The following is a 20,138-nucleotide window of genomic DNA, read 5'->3' as shown; positions in this document are numbered from 1 at the left end:
TGGTCATGGAGTCGGTGGAAATCTACAACACCCGGCGTCCCCATCTGTCATTAAAATACAAAACGCCCGATGAAGTTCATCGGGCGTTTTAAGGCTGAAAAGTGTCAACCTATATCAGGACTAGTCAAAGTCACCCTAAAGGGGTAAACATCGGCAGTAATAAAGACAACTTAATGACGATAGCATTGGCAATATCCAGGAAAAACGCACCGACCATTGGGACGATAAGAAACGCAATGTGTGATGGCCCGAAACGATCAGTGATGGCTTGCATATTGGCAATCGCCGTTGGTGTGGCACCTAAACCCAGACCACAGTGACCAGCCGCAAGCACCGCAGCATCGTAATTTTTACCCATAACACGGTAAGTCACAAATATTGCATATAATGCCATTAACACGGTTTGTACAAATAAAATAGCCAGCATTGGCAAGGCCAAAGAGGCTAATTCCCATAATCTTAAACTCATCAAAGCTATTGCCAGGAAGAGGGAAAGGCTGACATTACCCACTACGGAGACGGCGCGGTCAAATACCTGATAAAACCCCGTATAAGTGAGTATATTACTGAGAATAACCCCGATAAATAACACATAAACAAAGATGGGTAATTCGAATACCGATCCCGCCAGCAGTTCCCGAATATAACCTCCGACCATCAAACAAATAGTTATCATTGCAATGGTTTCGACCAAAACCAGGGAGGTGATCATTCGCCCTGATTGCGGTTTTTCAAAGGTCGTGGGTTGCAGTGCATCTTCGGGTCTCCCATCAGGTGTTGCTGAATGCTTAATCAGATAAAGTGCGACAGGCCCAGCAATCAATCCACCCAATACCAAGCCGAAAGTCGCGCAAGCCATCGCGACTTCAGTGGCATTAATTAATCCATAATTCTGAACAAATACACTGCTCCAGGCAGCGCCAGTTCCATGCCCCCCCGATAATGTGATTGTCCCTACCAGTAATCCCATTAACGGTTCCAGCCCCAACATCTTAGCCATGCCGATGCCTACCGTATTTTGTAATAACAATAAACCAATAACGACGAATAAAAACTTTATCAACACTTTACCACCCGCTCTTAAACTGGCGAGATTGGCGTTGAGGCCAATTGAGGCAAAAAAGGTCAACATCAATGGGTCACGCAATGAGGTGTCAAAATGCGCTTCCCAACCGGTAGTTTGATGTATCAGCAGGAACAGTAACGCGACCAAAAGGCCGCCAGCTATCGGGTCCGGGATGGCGTATTTTTGTAATAAGGGGATTTTTTTGACGCACTGCCTTCCTAGTAATAGAACCAGACTTGCAGCGACGAGTGTGCCATAAGCATCGAATTGGAACATATTGGCATCCTATATACGTAAAAACGATAACCGGTTATTTACGGCGTTCTTTTTACAGACTCAGAGGTCATATATAGGAGGATTCATTGTAAAGCTCCTTGCCGAGGGGGAGTACTGAGTTGTGGCGTATTTTAAATGAGGACTTATATAACCCTAAGTTAATGCTCATATTGTCATTGCCACTTAATTAAAGCGTAGCACGACTTTTTACTTTATTACTTTTACAGCATGACATTTCTTATACAACAGATTGTGTACAGGATAAAACGCGTTTACAAGATAAAAACCGGGTTATAGTTCGAATGGCTTCATTTTAATAGGAAGGACAGACTTTAGGTTTAATCGCTTCCTTTAGAATACAGAGCTATAAGTTGATGGGCGAGGAAGAATTGCACAATCAATATGTTCCAATTTTCTTCTCACTTGCGCTGGGCTATCAATCGGGTTGGTCATTTTCGCTATGGCGATAAACTTCACCACAAATCAGGACCACATCGGGCCTTCTTTGATGAATGCGGGCAGCGACAGCCATACATTCATGGCGTGTAGCATAAACATCGTCAGTCACGGGCAGAGCCTCGCAAGCATCCATTCCGCAGGTGCTAACCAGTAAAACAAATCCTATGAGCATATCTTCTCCTTTTTTATAGGATTTCTATGAGTATAGCGTGTTTACGGGAGAGATAGGGTACAGGTTTTTTATTGAAGTCATAGAGGCATCCTTGGGCGCTTGAAAATTAGCCAAATTTGGTAATGGCAACACCAGCCACAATAATAGCGCTTGCAATAAGGCGTAATAGGGAGGGTTTTTCTTTTAACATCCAGATAGAAATAACCATGGCGAAGAGTACGCTGGTCTCACGTAGTGCTGCTACCAAGGCGATTGGCGTACTTTTCATGGCCCAAATGACGATACCATAAGCGAATAACTGCATAGCACCGCCAATGATGCCGTGATGCCAATGTTGTCTGATTTCACGAAAAACTCTATTCCGGTGCATTATCCAAAGTAGCGCAAACATGGCTATACCATTGGACATAAATAGCCAAAAAATATAACTGAGAGGTTCTATACTGGCGCGGCTGCCTGCGCCATCGGAGAGGGTATAGCAGGCGGTAAATGTTGCGGTAATTAATGCATAAGTGATGGCTCGGAGATTGAGTTTGTTTGGGCCATGGCGGCCATCAAATGTCATCATAATGACCCCTGAAACCAAAATGACGGCCCCGAATAAAGCCATTGCGCGTGGAATTTCTGACAAAATTAACCACGAAAGTAGGGCACTTAATAATGGCGCGACCCCACGAGCGATGGGATAAATTTGCCCGAACTCGGCGTGTTCGTAGGCTTTACTGAGAAAGAGACAATACCCGGTGTGAAAAGCAACCGACAGGAGCAACCACGGGAGCGCGTCGAGAGCGGGTAAATCGACAAAGAAAATACCGAAGAATGAGATGATGCCAGAAAAAATTGCCATCAATGAAATAGCAACTAAGCGATCCGCACCAAATTTAACTAAAGCATTCCAGCTTGCATGTAACAGCGCTGCGCCCAATACGGCAATGAATATTTCAGTGCTCATCCCTGCTCCTTATTTAAGCGCATGAGTTTACCTTGGATTTGCGTGTTTGACATGAGAATTAAATAAGATTATTAGCAATGTGACTATCTGAAAACTTTACATTAATCCATATATACCGAATGGCCTCAATATAAGGGGAAGAGGCACTGTCTAGGAGCATTACGGCTAAGGCTTCCTTAAATAGCGCTAATTTGGCATTATAGGGTCATGCATTTTTTTCCAGGATGAGTAATGAAACAGTTCCCTTTTGATAAACGTTATGAGATTGAAGATGCCAGTGGTGTTGTTGAGTACTACATTGACGGTGATGAATATATTCGTGGTCAGGACGGTATTCCAGGGTATCGAATTGCGGGTTATGAGGTGTACGAACACAATGCAGAAGCCAAACTTGCTGGTTTCCTTGAGGGGAAACATATCACCACCCCAGATGCAGATATTCTGCTGACAATTTTAGATGATAAACCCGCTGAAGATTGACCTTCATAATTTTGATTCCGGGCTAGGGGGCTGGCCCCAAAAACTAATATCCTTCTCTCTGCCTGGCGCTGTAAGTCAAAGTGCCAACATCCTATGTCCTCATCCTTAATTGCGATAGAATTGACCCAGTAACGAATGTGATAAGATATGTTTGAGGACATAAAGCATATGATTGCTCAGTTTACTATGGAAAATATTGCCGGGCTGATATTGGTTATCAGTTGTGTTATTGCGTTATTAGTTGTATCTGTGTGGGGAATGCGACGACACCATTCTCGTTACAGTTTTATCTTGCAGTTTGTCAGTTTTCTGCTGTGGTCTGTCATGGTATTGGTGGTGGGTAACATCATCAATAATACACTCGCAGATATAAAGATAAGCTTTATCACACCTAAGACAGTTAATTTCGTCTGCATGTCGGTCATCTTATTGATGCTAATACGTAAGATGTTTGTATTATTTGATGTGTTGGAGAAACGGCAGGTAGCAAAAGGCAGTGATATCACCAGCGCTAAAATTATCGCGCGCATGTTAAAAATAACGCTCGTAGTGGTCGTTGTTCTGCTCTATGGCGAGCATTTGGGCATGAGTTTTTCCGGGCTGGTGACCTTTGGCGGCATTGGTGGTCTTGCTGTAGGGATGGCTGGAAAAGATATTTTGAGTAATTTCTTCTCTGGTGTGATGCTTTATTTTGATCGCCCTTTTAATATCGGAGATTGGATACGTTTGCCAGATCGCCATATTGAAGGTGTTGTTGTTGAAATAGGTTGGCGGCTGACAAAAATAATGACATTTGAAAACCGGCCATTATATGTCCCTAATTCCACATTCACAGATATTAGTGTTGAAAACCCTGGTCGCATGACGAACCGCAGAATAAAAACCACTCTGGCGCTGCGTTATGAAGATGCGGATAAAATTGGCGTAATTGTGGATGAGATGCACAATTTTTTAGCCAATAATGATGATATCGATCACCAACAAACCTTGTTAGTCTATTTTAATGGGTTTGGCGAGTCCTCTCTGGATATTATGGTTTATTGCTTTACCAAAACCAGGGTGTGGGCTGAATGGCTAGCGGTTCAGCAGACCTGCTATTTGAAGTTTATTGATATCGTCCATCAGCACGGTGCAGATTTTGCTTTCCCCAGCCGTACGCTTTATGTTGAAGATAGCACTGAATCACCGGCTACTTCAAAGACGCATTAATTCTGTCTTTATATCGGGCAACCGCCAATTGGCAGCCATCTGTTCCAGAATAGGAAATGCCCGATAGATCAGGGGCGATTCAACCCGGCGTTATTCTTAATAATAACTTTTTGCATAAGGTGCTTTTCAGTCCACGTAAAACCGACTAACGTAATCTTTTAGTGATAATTAGCCGGAGTCTCAATGAGTCAGCAATCCATTGTCTTGTATACCGATGCGGATTTTTTCAGCCCGTATGTCATGTCGGTCTTTGTATCGCTGACAGAAAAAGCGCTTCCTTTTACATTGAGCGCGATTGATCTGTCTGCTGGCGAGAATCTCCGTGAGGAATTTGGCAAACTATCGGCAACTCGCCGCGTGCCCACACTGATAATCGATGATTTTCGATTATCTGAATCCTCAGCGATTTCTGAATACTTAGAAGAGCGATTTCCTTCGCCGGAATACGCGAGAATATACACACAAGATAGACAAGAACGCGCCAAAGTACGTGAAATCCAAGCTTGGTTGCGCAGTGATTTTATGCCAATTAGGGCTGAGCGGCCTACCGAAGTCGCCTTTGCTGGCATGAAGATGCCGCTATTATCTGTCCAAGGGCGACAAGCGGCTCACAAGCTAATTTCAGGGTTGGAGCGCTTACTTTCGGATGGTCGAAAGAATTTATTCAGTGAATGGTGTATTGCTGATACTGATTTGGCATTAATGCTTAACCGGCTGGTGCTCAATGGTGATGAACTACCGGAATATCTGCGTCAATATGCAAATTATCAATGGCAGCGGCCCTCAGTGCAGCAATGGTGCGCATTGTCACAAAAATAGAGCCTATTATCTCTCTTTAAATACCAGGATGCAGGACGTGGGTGAAAAGTTTGGCGCAGAATGTAAAACGTGATTGAAGTTGAAACATTAACAGTGGCAAAACAAATAGTTTACTTTTCGGCGTTCTTCATGAAAGTCAGATAAATTTAGTGAGTGACCGTGCTACTGGAAAATAGAATGATAAAAAGTGGGAAACTAATTCGTGTCGTGCTGCTACTGATGGGCTCTTTTTTATTAGGCGCATGTAGCCAATTACCCCGAAATCCGGTACCGGTCGCGTTGATGCCAGAGGCTGAAATCCCCGGCATGCCCAATATTCGTGCAGGCGCTGGGCATATTAGCCCCATATTTGAAGCTGATTTACTGCAATCTTATAAAGATGAACCGAAAGAGATGTTCCGTACCGCTGATGGAACACGGGTTTACCCGCATCTGGCATTATCGGGTGGGGGGCCAAATGGTGCTTTTGGTGCGGGTTTTTTGAATGGTTGGACTAAAACAGGTAAGCGCCCGGTTTTTAAAGTGGTCAGTGGGGTATCAACCGGTGCCCTGATTGCGCCTTTTGCCTTTTTAGGCAGTGATTACGACCAAGCACTGCATGACTTTTATACCACTACCACCACCCGGGATATTTTCCACCTGGATAACCTATTATTTCGCTTGTTCTTTCGCGAGTCACTGGCGGATACCAGCCCATTATCTCAGCTCATTGATGGCCATATTACCCCCCAATTACTCAGTGAAATCGCCAAGGCCCATCAGCAGGGGCGGCGATTATATATGGGCACAGTTGACCTTGATTCGCAGCGGTTTATTGTCTGGAATATGGGCTTGATTGCCACGAAAGGGACACCGGAAGCGTTAATGCTATTCCGCCAAGTGATGCTCGCCTCTTCATCCGTTCCTGTCGCTTTTTCACCGGTATTTTTTGATGTCGTGGCTAAAGGTAAACATTACGATGAAATGCATGTCGATGGCGGTGTGGCGGCGCGGGTCTTTTACAATGGCGGGGTATACAGCTCCAAAGTGATACGCGCCAGAGCTGGATTGGCAGACAGTAAAGAGGACATTTACATTATTCACAATGGGCAGCTTGGCCCGCAACCTGCACCGACCCCGCGATTAGTGAGGAATATAGCTTTACGCACGTTGGACTCAACCAGTAAAGCCGCATTGGTGGGCGATTTGTACCGCATTTATGCTTTTTCATTAGCAGAAAAATCAGGATTCCATTGGATTACTATTCCACCGGATGTCGACATTAACGGCGCAGAGATGTTCGACCCAGTGAAGATGGAGCACTTATATCAGGCGGGATATGCGCAAGCATTGCGGGGGCCAAAATGGGCGTTACGGCCACCTGGAGCCATTGAAATGGGGGTTTTACTGCAGGAGGCTGTTGTGATGCAGGATGCAGAGAGTATGGTAGTCAGCTCGTCTTGGGCTATGCCATAGAGGATTCGATGCAGCGCTACATCAAGTCAAGCAGGGGCAGTGAGCCATCAACCACTGCAGCAGTGATATAAATGATGAAAAGTGAATAGAGAAAGACGTTGCTGATCATTTGACACCTCGGGTTACCTGCATGGGTAAAACTTTTGGTCATATCAGAGCAATTACAATATAGCACGCAAATTGAATAAAAAGCGTACAGTAAATGAATAAATAATGAATTTATTGTTGCGGATTTGTGACGCAGATGGCTTTTTAGTCAATGCCGTGTCTCATGGGGAAGATTTTGAGTATCCGGTAAGACAACAATTGACGTAAGTCAGAGAGATGAAATAAGGAATGAAATTTATTGAATCTGCTTTTTTATCAATCGGTTAGTTTCAATTGAAAACAATTTAAGCAGCATATGAGCAGAGAGGGTGCAATTGTGCTACACTATGCGACCGATAATCAAGGATAAAACATGAAAAAAGTCTCAATCATTGCTCAGTGCTTAATAAACGCCAAGAGTTTCAGTGAGATGTCCGAAGCTGAATCCTCGATAAAAAAGGTTTTCAACGACAGCTATGCCGAACATTCATTTGATGAATGGAATACGGATGTTTCTACGTTGAGTGCGAACCGTATTATTAGCCTGGTTGCTGGTGCTTCCAAGGTTCGGGTCAGAGGGTTGATCCAAGAATTATGGAATCACTGATCGCAAACCAAGGGTTTCCAATAACCTGCCTACCACTTCACTACGCCAAGCATGCCAGCCATGCTGCGTGGTGAATGTTCCTCCACGTATCTTTCCATTTTCTGCTTGTTTCTTTCCATTGTCTCCTGAAAAACCGGTTTTTTCCGCTGAGTGAAATCAGACCCGGTAAAGAAAATCTGAGTAACGCTGACCACTCCACGGTTTAGTGGTGTCGGTTATCGTAATCTAATGAGGTTGTACAACTGAGAGGCGAGAATATGTCATTTCTTGATAGCATCAGAAAACTGGTCAGCAGTGTCAAGGTGAAAATCAAGTGCCCGGATTGTGGCGCGACGTCAGAGCAAAGCACAGATAAAGTGCATAAAAATACCGCGTTAGTGTGCCCAAAATGTGGCTGCTTATTTTTACCGAAAGATAAACATTAGTGGTGGGCGGGGGCGACATTAGCCAAAGATCATTGATGCCCACCGCAACAGCATTAATGCGCCGCAGATGCAAAGTAATACCACAAACATCTTCCAATGTTTTGTATGCAAGCGTTTGGTCACCATAGGCCTTTATTTTTTACCTCGATAGATTTGTTTGACTTGAAGTTGCTTTGCGGAATTTATTGGTTTACCGCAACTTAGGTATAGTAGCGAAAATTTATGTTGATGCGAGAGTGTGTTGGTAGCGTTGAGGTATAATATGCGCTGCATCAATAATATTACGATTAGGAATAATGAAACTATGGCTGCAATTCCACAAAAATATGAAAACGCCGAGCGTTGGGCTTTTGGTGATACTGAACAAGTCGCAGATGATTTATTGGCGCTGGTTCTTAATGGCACTAAAACAGCAACCTGTGCGGCATTAGATGATGAGGGTGTCCCGCAGGCGGGCGATGTATTTGTTGTGGTCAATGGTCGCAATGAGCCAGTATGCGCAGTTGAGTTGACGGATGTTGAACTGAAAATCTTTGATCAGGTTGATGAGGCACACGCCTTGGCTGAAGGTGAGGGGGATCGCACATTGGCTTACTGGCGTAAAACGCAACAACGATTTTTTGAGGAATACGAACTGTTTTCCCCAGATATGATGCTGATTTGTATGCAATTCAAAGTGCTGGAAATATTCTAATAGCCGATTTACACAGCAGGAAACGGGTTCGTTTTTGGCCAGTGAGCTATATCGAATATGAAAGAAGAAGCCGCCACTCATAAATTTTAGCTATGGGTGACGGATCTCTGAACAATCAAGTCACCCTCATTACCCAGGCGTCTTGATGTCGGTCATAGTGTTTTTTGTAAAGCAGTTTATCTTGGCCATCTAACGTTGCGGGAATACTGGTATTTTCGTCCCACCCATCAAGCTGCATACACAATTCAGGGTCCGATTTACACGGGATACTGACCGTGTTTTCACCTTTATCTACTGGTGCCGACAGCACTGCGTCGTCAACTTCAAAATCTCTGATTTTTACCACAGTATTTCCCATAAAGACTCCTTCCTAACCTGGTGGTATGAGGTATGACCAGATTGGCCGCCTTATTGAGAATAGCCGAGCTTAAAAAAAGTGCCAGAAGTTGTCGCGAAAAAAACCAGCCTTCCTAGCCTGGAAGTTCCGCTACATTAAACTGATTACGTCCATTCTTTTTAGAATAATAAAGTGCCTGATCAGCAGCCAGCATTAAATCAGACTGATCAGTAATGCTGCTGTGCAGATGGGATTGATAGACAGTAACCCCCAAGCTGATGGTAACTTTGCGGAACTTACTTTCACTATGTTTGATACCCATCGCGCGAATAGATTGTAAAATGTGCTCAGCAACCAGGCTGGCCCCTTTTTGATCCGTATCCGGCAAGATAGCCGCAAATTCCTCACCGCCATAACGAGCCACGATATCCGTGCTGCGTTTCAAGGACTTACGCAATGCTCTTGCGACCAATCGCAGGCATGCATCACCAGAGATATGGCCGTAACAATCATTGAAATTCTTAAAGTAGTCGATATCAATCATTAAAACTGCCAGTGGTGAAGCTGAGCGCCTTGCACGCATGAATTCATGGGCGAGCACTTTCTTGAACTCTCGACGATTAGGTAATTTAGTCAATGAATCAGTTCTGGCTTGAATTTCGAGGCGTCGATTAGCCTTAATCAGTTTAAGTTCCAGCAACTTACGCTCGTGGATATCCTCTGCTGTGCCGTACCAGCATTCCACGTTGCCGTGATCATCTACGCTGGGAACGGCGCGAATACGCATCCAGTTCCAGCCTTTTTCCACGTGGCAAAAACGTATTTCGACATCAAGTGGTTCGTGTGTTTGGAGAGAATGCTCCCAACTTATTAATGTGGGATGGCGATCATCAGCATGAATGGTTCGAAGCCATCTGTCTGCCAGCGCCTCTTCACGAGTTAAGCCGGTGATTTTTTCAAAGCGAGAGCTGACATTAGTGATCATGCCGTCTGGGGAGGCCGTCCAGGGGATTTGTGGGTTCAGTTCCACCATATTGCGATAATGTTGCTTACTGCTACGCAACTTCTCTTCCATCTTTTTCAGCGCAGATATATCAATCATGGCGACGGACAGGCCACTAACCTGACCACTCGGGTATTTGGCCGCATTGATGCGCATGAAAAATACCCGTTGTTTATCCGGCATCTGAAACTCAGCATCTGGGATGCTGTCGTTACAGTAGGCTTTTAGTAGGGCACTTTGCAGAATAGGAATGATGCCAGGCAAGAAATCAGCCACTTTATGGCCATTCACTTCAACTGTTTTTTTACCTAATAATTCTGCCAGATAGTCATTTACCGTCAGGTAGTGCAAGGCTGTATCAATAAAGCACAGACCGGCTGGGGCACTGGAATAAATGGATTCCAACTCGAAGAGGCGTTGACTGGCATTGTAAGGTAAATTGCTGAGGTTACGGTCTATTCCCCGATAACCCTTGAATTCGCCATTGTCGTCAAAAAGCGGAATACCACTGCTTTCTACCAAGACTTCGCTGCCATCTGCGCGGATATTCCGGTTTTGCAAGCCCGCAAAAGGAATGCGTTCAGCGGCAATTTCGGCGAATATTTCCCCCACCCGTTTAGCCTCATCTTTCGGCATAAAATCAAATGGGGTTTTACCGACCACTTCATGAGGAAGGTGGCCTAGCAACTCGATAGATTTTGCAGATGAAAACGTATAACGGCCGGCAACATCAACTTCCCAGATCCAGTCTGAATTATTCTCGATGATATCCCGTAAGCTGTTCATTTCTTTTAACAGAGCAATGTCAGCTGATTTTTCCCGATTATCATAATCAGTCATGATGCCCACTCCTGTTTAATCGCGGCTTTCCTTAGATAGAAGTCTGTCGGCTATTATTTAAGCCCGCAGATTGTATAACAGGGACAGATTTAGTACAGCTCAATCGGAATTTTCTTATCTACAAATTATTTTATTATGATTATCACTATAAGAAATAAAGGGAAAATACTAATGACCCATTTAAAGACTTTAAAAAATGGGCCACCCAGATAAAAATAACAATCAATACACCAGGACCAGGCTGACATTATCCTGATAGTCACCCGGTGTCTTTTGATTCTGATTGGGGTTAATCACTGCATGAAAAGGAACAAGTTGTGCAGCGCCAGTGCCTGAGCCGGGTTGCATTGTGCTCACATCCCATAATGTGGTGCCGGAGGCACCCTGATACAGCTGATATTGCAAATAGTCAGTGGTGCTTGCGGAGTTCAGTTTCATTTGTCGCCAATTCGTTATTGGGTTATCCCCTGGCGTAACATAAGTATTAAAGGTGGTACCTTTGGTGCAGGTGAGGGTGATATTTTGGCTGATCGGATTAAATTGTCCGACTAATGCAAAACTACCAAAATTGACATCTGGGGCGCTATTAATAGCGCAATCTTTGCTTACAACCAGTGTGACCGTCACTGATGAGACATCGGTACCTGTCCCGGTGCCAACCCAAGAACCTACGCACCCTCCCAGCACGTTCAGTACTTTGCAGATGTTGTAATTCCAAGCCAAATTGATCACATCTGTATAGGTTCCAGCGCTGATATTGGTGCTAATGACGCCATTATTCCCAGTACGAATATAAATGGGTAAATTTGCGTTCAGTGACCCTAAGTTAATTGATAGCAAACTTGAGCTGGCGTAATCCAATTTACCACCGATAGGTAATGCGGGGCTGAAGGTGCCGGTACGATAAATAGAGTAGGGAATAAGATCGCCAGCTGCATTCTTGAGGTTAAGGGTATTGGTTGTGCTGGATATGGTTGCTGATAAAGTAAATGAACCTAGTAATGCAATTGAGATTAATGCACCGGGGCAGGTCATTGCCGTTGCGCCCTGAGCATTAACGGCAGTACTACCAGCGGCCACCGATGAGCCTGGCGGCAGGGTGACCGTGCCGGGCGAAAAGGAGCAGGAGTCAGCCTGAGCCGGGGGAGCAATCAGCCCTATCAGTAATATCAGCAAAGCGATAATACCCGAGTGGCTCGCGACGAAGCTGATGCTAACGTTATTTGGGGTCATATCCTCTCCATTATTTTCGCTATGAGTGACTTACTTGCAGGTCACAGTGCCTATATCCTGTATGCCCGTACTGGCCTTAAGAGCGAATTGCAGATAGCAACGAGCCCCATTGTCAGCCCGGATTATTTTCAGCTTATTTTGTGGCTTCGCTTGTTCAATATAAGTAATACCGTCCCAGCCGACATAACTGACCGGTTTTGTCTCAGAGGTAAATACCGGGCTGCCCTTAGGCAAATCTTTACCTGACTCATCGGTAATACGTAGCGTAGCGGAGGTAATTTGTTCTAATGGGAAGTCGATTAAATAACCGCTGCGCTCGCTAATAGCCAAGCGCCGTTCAACTTCAGGCATGCTTACATCCGCTGGTAAGCTCATTGGGTCAATCTGGAATTTTGCCTGATAATACGAGGTGACATTAGGGACTAATAGATAGCCGTCGTCGTTGGTGGTACCGATCAGTTGATTTTCATAACTGACCGGAATTTGACCAAACCCATGGGTTGATACCAGTGCGAAAGCATCATTAATGGTGTTACTGGCATAGATGCCATTATTCATGACCACCAGAGAACCGCTAACTTCGCCCCAGCTACGGTAATCACTTTCACTACCATACACGCCAACTCGGCTCTCCAATGCGCGCGTCCGCCAGATAAGGTCGGCCTGCTGATAGCTGCTATTTTCACCCGTGCCATTGGCATAAGCCAGATTCCAGCCAACCCCGCCGTTAGTCGGGGTTGCTCGGCTATAATTCACGCGTTGACTCCAGTTGTTATTGGTATCGCGCACACTGCTGATACTGCCAGCCCCCCAATCCCCAAGGGGGATGCTTAACACCATCTGCGCGTTATAGCCCCTGCTGCCTAATTCCCGGTTGACTGAGAGGTAAACACTGGTGTTGCGCCATAGGGTAGTGTTGTAGCTAACATTGACCAGACGAGTTCGTGCCCCTAATGCATCACGGACATCAAAGTAACCTGAGCCGATTGAGCCATAAGCCCCTAGCCCCACGCTGCCGGTAATTTGGTCAGTACGGCGACTTGGCCGGTATTCACTTTTATAATTTGCCAGATCGCCATAGTTTGGGCTGCGGTTAATCCGTTGCGCATTCACACTGAAAAAAGCATTGCTATAGCTGTAGCCAAGCGAGTATTGATTGCCGCGCCCGCCATAGCGCAGAGACGATGAGGATGACGGGGTGTTGATATTTGTTTCTGAGGGGGCGATACCACTGCCTAAAACGTCATCACCGGCATCACTTATTGTGTATGAACTGTTCAGAACACCATAATTCACGACACGCAAACTGACCCCACTGCCCACCACATTCAGCTGTTTGGCGACATCGGCTCGCCCTTCCAGTGTCAGCCAAGGGGTGGTGCCATAACGTAGCACTCCGCTAGCAACAGGCTCACCATAGTCAGCGGATCGAATGCCATAGTTTTGGCGCAACATGCCACTTGAAACACTAAAGTCCCATAAGCCGGGTTTGAGCAAATCGCTGGCTACATAGAAAGGGATTGAGGTGCTGACCTGGCGGCCTAACGCATCGGTGGTGACCACAGTTGCTTGTCCTGCGCCATTGATTCTTGGCCCATTATCAATCACAAAAGGGCCGGGGTTAACGGATGACGATTGCGTTCTAAAGTTATCAATATAGAGATCAACTGTACTGGGAATGGCTGCCTGACCGGCAAACTGCGGCAGTGGGTAAGTCACTAAGTCCGGGCGAATAGCAAAGTTACGTGACACTTGAAGGCCGCCCACCCGCACCGAACTACTCCATGCCAGCGAGCCGGTTATCAGGTCGCCAGCACTGTAGCTCAGCATGTGATTTTCATCATTTAATCGCCACTGAGTATCGTAGCGGACATACCCTTTTTCTACCGTAACGTTATCGGTATCTGTCAGGTTAGTACGATAAATTCCGGTGTTACTGATCAAGCCAAAATGATCAAACAGGCGCTGTTCTGTCCAGGCCGAAGCATTGCTGGGTTGGCCGCTGCTATTTCCCTGGCTGGCATAGATATCGTAGTTAAACAGTAGTCCGAGGCTGCTTTGCGCCAGATTGTAATCCTCTGTTGCCGCAGTATTCACTCGCTGCTGAGGCAGCCATTCGCTTGGAACATCGATGAGCAATCGCTGACTGTCACCTTGATAGGTGACATGAACTTTATCCATGGCATCAATGGCTACTTCGGGGGTATTTAATGCAGATGCGGGGAGACCCACCGCTTTTAACTGTTCAGGTGTCAAATAATAGTGGCCATCGCGATAAATCACGGGCACGGCCTCGCCAAAGTTACGGCCATTCACCACTAATTCAAGATATAAGGTTGTGTCAGGCATCACCGCAGCAGATGGCGGAGGCGGCAAATCATTCCCCCTTACCGTTAGTGGTATGAATGCAGGGGATATCATTGATGCATACACCAATGTCAAAAAGGGCGATAGCCTGAATTTGATCATCATCCCAAACCCTAACGTATTGACAGTTATTCCTGTTTATCAATGCCATAGCGGCGCATTAATCAATAGACACCATTCATACGAATTGTCTATTGATGAGGAATAGTAATAGGTTTTGGATAACTATTGACCACAGCAGTTAATTGCCCGCTATTGGCGGACGCGGGAACCTGAAAGCGCATTTCAGTGCCTGGCAGAACATAACCCATCAGCCCACTATTGATGCTTTGATTTTGTAAGTTGACCCGAGAAATTCTGGCATGGGTTTGCCCTTGATTGCGAATAGCCAACCACGTTTTGCCGCTATCTTGCACCAGCTTGTAGCTGAGACTCAGTGGGAAAAATGTCGCTGGATTATTGGCATCTTCAGATTTCAGGCCATCACCATAGATGAATAGTGGGACGGAATAGCGCATCTGAAACTTCAGCCCCATATTTAACGAGGGGGTGGCAGCATCTTCGTTGGGATCTTTACGCGGGATCTCATCAATCAACACTCTGAATGCGTGTTCCTGACCTGCTGGTACTTGCGTATTTTTAATCAGCCGGATCAACTGACGTTTACCCGGTAAAATAGTGGCAACCGGTGGGCTGGCGATAACCGCAGACTGGTTGCTGTAATCTTCCTGTCCGGATTTTTGCTGCCACCCTAAAACCCGAATTTGCATATAAACGGGCTGGCTGTCTTTATTTTCCAGCCACAGTGCAGTGGCTTTCTCATGACTATTGATAACTGGATCGATGGGCCAAATAAGTACCGAGGAGGCAGCATAAAGTGGGCTACTGGCAAATGCCGTAGCAAATAAAACCAACGACGCAAGCGATGTTAATTTAATCATGGTGAACTCCTTGTCGGTAAAATACACACACAAAATAAAAAGTCATTTAATACGTGACGGTCACTAATAGCGTATCGGTGTAATTTCCCGCAGTGGGGAATGTGCTACTGGCAAACAATTGCGCATATAAAACGATCTGCTGTAGCGTGCTATTGGCAGTAATGACCTGTGTAGTGCCGCCGTTACTGCCATTGCCCCAAATAACACTGCGAGCGCTATCTTGAAATATTTGGTAAAACAGATATTCGCCGGTCGCGCTGTTGAGTAATCGCCTGCCAGTGGCAATATTCCCAGTGGTATTTGCGCCACTATTTAACGCCAGAGTGATGCTTGGCGTACCGCTACATTGAATAATGATTGAACCGGCATTTTGACTGGAGACGATATTGATGGCCGTTGACAGCGAAGAGACATTGCCAAAATTCAGCGCACCGAAGCTGCTGCTATCGGCAGTGCCACTGCCTAAAATACAGCCGGGCAATATACTTGCTTTCACCGCAAAGGGGCTATTTAAGGTATCTCCATAACTGCCCGTTATGGACAGAGAAAATAAGCCAAGGACCAGCAATTGAATGAAGGTAGGATAATTCACGTTATGTGACATATTGCACCCTCCCTACCAATTAACAGTGACTTGAATGGTGTCGGTATAAATGCCCGCTGCTGGCGTGCTTTGTATCGGGATCAGCCCATAGACGGGGAGGGTTACGGGCTGCCCGCTGGCAACTTGAGAAATCCCGACGGTATTGTCCCAAATATGGCTATGCGCGGCGTCGGTATACAGGTTGTAGTTGACATGCTGATTTGTCGGCCCTCCGACTAAATAGCGGCTGCTGACGCTCCCACTTTGCCCGGCACTGAGTAACACGCTAAAACTGGTGTTTTTGCTGCATTGCACGGAAATTGCCCCACTGTTGGCTTGACCGATAACGCTTATCGGGCGGTTCAGCACCGTGACTGAGCCAAAATTCAAGGTACCAAAGGTGGTCGCCCCCGCCGTCGTCGTACCTGCAATGCAGGTCGGCAATAACGTCGCATTAACCGTGATATTGGCCGTTTTCGAGACGGCATAAACCGGATAAATTCGCAGTAATAACAGTGAGAAAATGAACCATAACAACGCTATTTTATCGATATTTATCCGCAAGTTATCTGGCGTACTACCCAGAATCATACCTGTTACCAACTGACCGTCACGTTGACGGTATCGTTATAGGGGCTAACACTGGGGGTTGTCTGTGTAGGAACTTCACCATAAATGGTGAGCGGGATGGCAGTACCAATAGCGACCGCGGTGCCAGTCAGTTGATCAGTGCCTGTTGATCCCCAAGGCTGGGAGTAGCCATTATCTTTATACAAATTATAATTGACATATTCTGTTGTCCCTCCCGCCAGGCGGCGTTGGGTTGTTAACGCATGGGCACCATTGTCTATTCCGATATTGTAGGTCGTACCTGCACTACAGTATAAATTTAACGCGCCATTAGCCGTGCTGCTGTACGCCTGTCTGATTCGGGTATTTAAAGTCGAGACGCTACCGAAGTTTATGGTACCTAAATTGGTTATCCCACCCGCGTTCGTCCCATCGTTGATATAACATCCCGTAATAATGGTTAATGTCGCGCCTAGCGTTCCGCTTACTGTACCTGCACTTTCTACTGACGGAGCTGCTTGTAATAAAACCATTGCACCTAGAATAAGTAAGGGTTTCTTCATTATTTCTTCCTTAATCATAAAATTTGCAGCCAGGTAATCTAGAATTGAGTTGCGCCAATAACGTAGCGTAACTGATGTTTCGACACTAATCATTAAAAAATCTAGATAATTAATTAATAGCAGCAAGATGCAAAAAGTGTTCAATATTAATCAAAAAATTACTCATCCATCTCATATCTATCATTTATTGGATCTTTTTCTTGAAAAATGACAGAGTTAGTTTAACCCCTACATTCAAGATGAATTGATATTTTATGGTTATAATTATTAATGTGAATCATTTCAGCAGAGTCATAAACTCGTAATGTCTATGAAGAGGGGAATATTTATTGATTAGATTTGTTTCTTAAGTGGATGACAGAAATCCACAGCGCTACTGTGGCTAATAGTGCTGCAACGCCGTAAGTGAATTGCATTCCTCGGGTCATATCCGTTGCTGCTGTCAGTTGAATATCTTGACCGCTTGACGCGAAGGCAAAAATAGCGCCCATAACCGATGCACCGGTGATAAGCCCAAGGTTGCGTGACAGGTTAAGCATGCCGGAAACAACACCGCGTTGATCCGCGCGAACAGATTTAATCATCAGGGTATTGTTAGCGGTCTGGAAAATGGCATAACCTGCCGTAATCAGACAAACCGGGACGACATAACCGAGGACACCAAAGCCTGTGGGGATTATCGTCAATATCATGGCTCCGAAAGCGACACCGACCAACCCGCTGGTGACCATTATTTGAGCTCCTAACTTATCCACCCCATAGCCTGCCGGAATACCGCTCAGCGCTGCGACTATCGGGCCAGCCGACATCGCTAACCCAACCCATTGCGCTGACAAGCCCAGCGCCCGTGAAAGATAAAATGGCCCGACAATCAGTGTGGCCATCATGATGGTCGTGACCAACATGCTCATGATTAAGCTTCCGCGTAACACTGAATGGCGTAACAGGGTGGTTTGAATTAAGGGGGATTTCACTTTTTTTTCTGCCCAGCCCAATAGCCCGACACCGATGGCTGCTCCGGCTAATAATGCTAAATTGCGCGCATCAAATGTGCCATGGCCCCATGTCATCGACAGCGCATACAGCGCGAGAGTCAGGCCCAACAGCAACATCCCGACGGGATCAAAACCAGAGGCTGGTTTAGTGAATGAAGTCCTATTACAGGGCATGTAACGTGATATCAGGAACAGAGCCAACAGCCCAAAAGGGATATTAATTAAGAATATAGCAGGCCAACCGAATCCGGCAATGAGCATGCCGCCGAGAGAAGGGCCAAGGGCCGTGCCGATAGCGGATACTGTGCCGAGCATACCCATAATGCGCCCGGTTTTTTCTTGATTCACCGTTTCCCCCACCAATGCCAGCGTCAGAGTCATCATGGTGGCAGCACCTAACCCTTGTAAGACTCGGGCGGTAATCAATATTCCCATGCTGGGTGCCAACGCACAGCCCACCGATGCGGCGGTGAATAATCCAATCCCGGCTTTTAGCAACCAGCGTTTGTCAATGATATCGCCGATGCGCCCAATACTGATGGCCGATGTGGTGATGGCCAATAAATAGGCCAATACCACCCATTGCGCTTGTTGAAAAGAGGCGTTGAAAGATTGCGTTAATGTAGGCAATCCTACATTGGCGATACTGGTGGCTAATGAAGAAAGCAGCATCGGTAGGGAGAGGCTGAGCATTGTTCTTCGCAGGTGGGCGTTATCAACATTGACTGTATTTATATTGTGGGTATCTGTTTTCATGTGGGGGGGCTCCAAATAAGATTTATTCAGAAGGCTATTCCATTACATGGCAGAGCGGAAGACGCACGAAATGCAGTTTATTGCTGCATTCAACGCCATGTCATCACCGGTTGTGCTAAAGTGACTGAATGACAAAACCTGATCTCAATTTACTCCTTACTCTCAATGTTCTGCTGGCGGAAGGCAGCGTAGTGCGTGCCGCCCAGCGATTGGGGCTAAGTCCATCGGCAATGAGCCGTGCGCTGGCGAGATTACGCCAAACCACCGGTGATCCTTTATTAGTTAGGGCGGGGCGGGTGTTGGTTCCCACGCCAAGGGCGCTTGAACTGCGTGAGCAGGTCAGCCAATTAGTTGAGGGCGCAACATCGGTGCTGCGCCCAGCGGAGAAACTCAATCTTGCACAGCTGACGCGTATTTTCACATTGCGTACCAGTGACGGTTTTGTGGAAAATTTTGGTGCGACGCTGTTGGCGCGAGTTAACCAAGATGCTGTGGGGGTGCGGTTGCGCTTTATGCAGAAAATGGACAAAGACAGTGCATTACTGCGTGATGGCATTGTCGATCTTGAAACCGGTGTCGTGGGCTCTTCGGCCAGCCCTGAATTGCGCACGCGCGGGTTATTTCGCGATCGCTTTATTGCTGTTGTTAGGGCGGGCCATTCATTGAGCCAAGGGGAGATATCCCCCGAACGATATGCTAGCCAGGGCCATATTATGATTTCACGGCGTCAGGGCCATAAAGGGCCAGTTGATGATGCTTTGCAATTAGTGGGTCTGGAACGAAACGCAGTGACTTATGTTGACGGAATCTCTACCGCGTTGGCATTAGTGAAAGGATCGGATTTGGTTGCCACGGTTCCTGAACGTCATACCCGGAACCTGCGCAGCGGGATGTTTAGCTTTTCTCTGCCGATAACCTCACCGGTTATCATGATTTCTATGCTCTGGCACCCACGTATGGAGGCTGATCCGGCGCATCGTTGGTTGCGCCAATGTGTGTTGGATGTGTGTGGTGATGACCATCAGGGCGGCAAAACGTTACCGCCCTGATAGGCCAGCAAACTAGAAGTGTGGTATCGCCGTTCCCCAGTTGCGCCAGTCTTTAGGCTCTTGTGGGTTAAGCAGGAAATGTTGATTCACACTGGCTTTCGGTGCCAATGGGGTAGTTGGCGGTGTGGCGAAAGCAATGCCACCGCGAATAAACTGCTGGAAGGTGCCACTTTTCACCACTCCGCCGGTCAGGCCAAATT

The 20,138-nt window shown here is 46.3% G+C and carries 22 protein-coding genes; 8 read left to right on the top strand and 14 right to left on the bottom strand.

Going from position 1 to position 20,138, the window contains the following annotated elements:
• Positions 1-130: 130 nt before the first annotated feature.
• The 3 genes from gltS to ACNSO8_RS13375 all read right to left on the bottom strand — a co-directional run bounded on the left by gltS (position 131) and on the right by ACNSO8_RS13375 (position 2,925).
• On the bottom strand, positions 131-1,342 hold the full coding sequence (gene gltS / locus ACNSO8_RS13385) for a sodium/glutamate symporter (RefSeq protein WP_418394930.1): 1,212 nt from the start codon (positions 1,340-1,342) through the stop codon (positions 131-133).
• A gap of 436 nt (positions 1,343-1,778) precedes the next feature.
• Complete coding sequence (locus ACNSO8_RS13380; RefSeq protein ID WP_418394929.1) at positions 1,779-1,973, bottom strand: hypothetical protein; 195 nt, start codon at positions 1,971-1,973, stop codon at positions 1,779-1,781.
• A 106-nt stretch (positions 1,974-2,079) separates the two neighbouring features.
• The gene (locus tag ACNSO8_RS13375) at positions 2,080-2,925 is read right to left on the bottom strand and encodes an EamA family transporter (protein ID WP_418394928.1); all 846 of its coding nucleotides are present in this window, start codon (positions 2,923-2,925) and stop codon (positions 2,080-2,082) included.
• 231 nt (positions 2,926-3,156) lie between these two features.
• Between ACNSO8_RS13375 and ACNSO8_RS13370 the strand changes: the two genes are divergently transcribed.
• From ACNSO8_RS13370 to ACNSO8_RS13345, 6 genes are all read left to right on the top strand, one after another.
• Positions 3,157-3,405 (top strand): hypothetical protein, encoded by a 249-nt coding sequence (locus ACNSO8_RS13370; protein WP_418394927.1) that lies wholly within the window; start codon positions 3,157-3,159, stop codon positions 3,403-3,405.
• Positions 3,406-3,573: 168 nt separating this feature from the next.
• Entirely contained in the window at positions 3,574-4,614 is a 1,041-nt protein-coding gene (locus ACNSO8_RS13365; protein ID WP_418394926.1) for a mechanosensitive ion channel family protein, read from the top strand.
• 183 nt (positions 4,615-4,797) lie between these two features.
• Positions 4,798-5,433, top strand: a complete 636-nt coding sequence (yfcF, locus tag ACNSO8_RS13360) for a glutathione transferase (RefSeq protein WP_418394925.1) — start codon at positions 4,798-4,800, stop codon at positions 5,431-5,433.
• A gap of 177 nt (positions 5,434-5,610) precedes the next feature.
• A complete protein-coding gene (locus ACNSO8_RS13355; RefSeq protein WP_418394924.1) occupies positions 5,611-6,888 on the top strand; it encodes a patatin-like phospholipase family protein in 1,278 nt (425 codons plus the stop codon).
• Between the two features lie 460 nt (positions 6,889-7,348).
• A complete protein-coding gene (locus ACNSO8_RS13350) occupies positions 7,349-7,582 on the top strand; it encodes a hypothetical protein (RefSeq protein ID WP_025378460.1) in 234 nt (77 codons plus the stop codon).
• Positions 7,583-7,839: 257 nt separating this feature from the next.
• Positions 7,840-8,007, top strand: coding sequence for a YnfU family zinc-binding protein (locus tag ACNSO8_RS13345; protein WP_418394923.1), 168 nt, complete (start codon positions 7,840-7,842; stop codon positions 8,005-8,007).
• 18 nt (positions 8,008-8,025) lie between these two features.
• Here ACNSO8_RS13345 and yniD read toward each other — a convergent pair whose 3' ends face one another.
• The gene (gene yniD, locus ACNSO8_RS13340) at positions 8,026-8,133 is read right to left on the bottom strand and encodes a small membrane protein YniD (RefSeq protein ID WP_086018937.1); all 108 of its coding nucleotides are present in this window, start codon (positions 8,131-8,133) and stop codon (positions 8,026-8,028) included.
• Positions 8,134-8,311: 178 nt separating this feature from the next.
• Between yniD and ACNSO8_RS13335 the strand changes: the two genes are divergently transcribed.
• Positions 8,312-8,701 (top strand): ASCH domain-containing protein, encoded by a 390-nt coding sequence (locus tag ACNSO8_RS13335; RefSeq protein ID WP_418394922.1) that lies wholly within the window; start codon positions 8,312-8,314, stop codon positions 8,699-8,701.
• 115 nt (positions 8,702-8,816) lie between these two features.
• Here the strand turns inward: ACNSO8_RS13335 and ACNSO8_RS13330 are convergent, their stop codons facing one another.
• The 9 genes from ACNSO8_RS13330 to ACNSO8_RS13290 all read right to left on the bottom strand — a co-directional run bounded on the left by ACNSO8_RS13330 (position 8,817) and on the right by ACNSO8_RS13290 (position 18,889).
• A complete protein-coding gene (locus tag ACNSO8_RS13330) occupies positions 8,817-9,059 on the bottom strand; it encodes a DUF1480 family protein (RefSeq protein WP_418394921.1) in 243 nt (80 codons plus the stop codon).
• Positions 9,060-9,171: 112 nt separating this feature from the next.
• Positions 9,172-10,881: a diguanylate cyclase gene (locus ACNSO8_RS13325; RefSeq protein ID WP_418394920.1), complete on the bottom strand. Its 1,710-nt coding sequence runs from the start codon at positions 10,879-10,881 to the stop codon at positions 9,172-9,174.
• Positions 10,882-11,103: 222 nt separating this feature from the next.
• Positions 11,104-12,114 carry a spore coat U domain-containing protein gene (locus tag ACNSO8_RS13320; protein WP_418394919.1) on the bottom strand — a complete coding sequence of 337 codons (1,011 nt, stop codon included), beginning with the start codon at positions 12,112-12,114 and terminating at the stop codon, positions 11,104-11,106.
• Positions 12,115-12,144: 30 nt separating this feature from the next.
• Positions 12,145-14,586 carry a fimbria/pilus outer membrane usher protein gene (locus ACNSO8_RS13315; RefSeq protein ID WP_418394918.1) on the bottom strand — a complete coding sequence of 814 codons (2,442 nt, stop codon included), beginning with the start codon at positions 14,584-14,586 and terminating at the stop codon, positions 12,145-12,147.
• A gap of 86 nt (positions 14,587-14,672) precedes the next feature.
• Positions 14,673-15,422 (bottom strand): molecular chaperone, encoded by a 750-nt coding sequence (locus tag ACNSO8_RS13310; RefSeq protein WP_418394917.1) that lies wholly within the window; start codon positions 15,420-15,422, stop codon positions 14,673-14,675.
• 46 nt (positions 15,423-15,468) lie between these two features.
• Complete coding sequence (locus ACNSO8_RS13305) at positions 15,469-16,026, bottom strand: spore coat U domain-containing protein (RefSeq protein ID WP_418394916.1); 558 nt, start codon at positions 16,024-16,026, stop codon at positions 15,469-15,471.
• 12 nt (positions 16,027-16,038) lie between these two features.
• Positions 16,039-16,596 carry a spore coat U domain-containing protein gene (locus ACNSO8_RS13300; RefSeq protein ID WP_418394915.1) on the bottom strand — a complete coding sequence of 186 codons (558 nt, stop codon included), beginning with the start codon at positions 16,594-16,596 and terminating at the stop codon, positions 16,039-16,041.
• Between the two features lie 5 nt (positions 16,597-16,601).
• Complete coding sequence (locus ACNSO8_RS13295; RefSeq protein ID WP_418394914.1) at positions 16,602-17,138, bottom strand: spore coat U domain-containing protein; 537 nt, start codon at positions 17,136-17,138, stop codon at positions 16,602-16,604.
• A gap of 326 nt (positions 17,139-17,464) precedes the next feature.
• Entirely contained in the window at positions 17,465-18,889 is a 1,425-nt protein-coding gene (locus ACNSO8_RS13290; protein ID WP_418394913.1) for an MFS transporter, read from the bottom strand.
• 128 nt (positions 18,890-19,017) lie between these two features.
• On the opposite strand from ACNSO8_RS13290, the gene ACNSO8_RS13285 reads away from it, so the two are divergent.
• On the top strand, positions 19,018-19,938 hold the full coding sequence (locus ACNSO8_RS13285) for a LysR family transcriptional regulator (protein ID WP_418394912.1): 921 nt from the start codon (positions 19,018-19,020) through the stop codon (positions 19,936-19,938).
• 12 nt (positions 19,939-19,950) lie between these two features.
• Here the strand turns inward: ACNSO8_RS13285 and ACNSO8_RS13280 are convergent.
• A partial coding sequence (locus ACNSO8_RS13280) for a hypothetical protein (protein ID WP_418394911.1) occupies positions 19,951-20,138 on the bottom strand: 188 nt, incomplete at its 5' end.

Source organism: Yersinia sp. LJYL362, assembly GCF_048323875.1.
The sequence above is the reverse complement of the archived record's forward strand: the minus strand, read 5'-3'. Positions and strand labels throughout refer to the sequence as shown.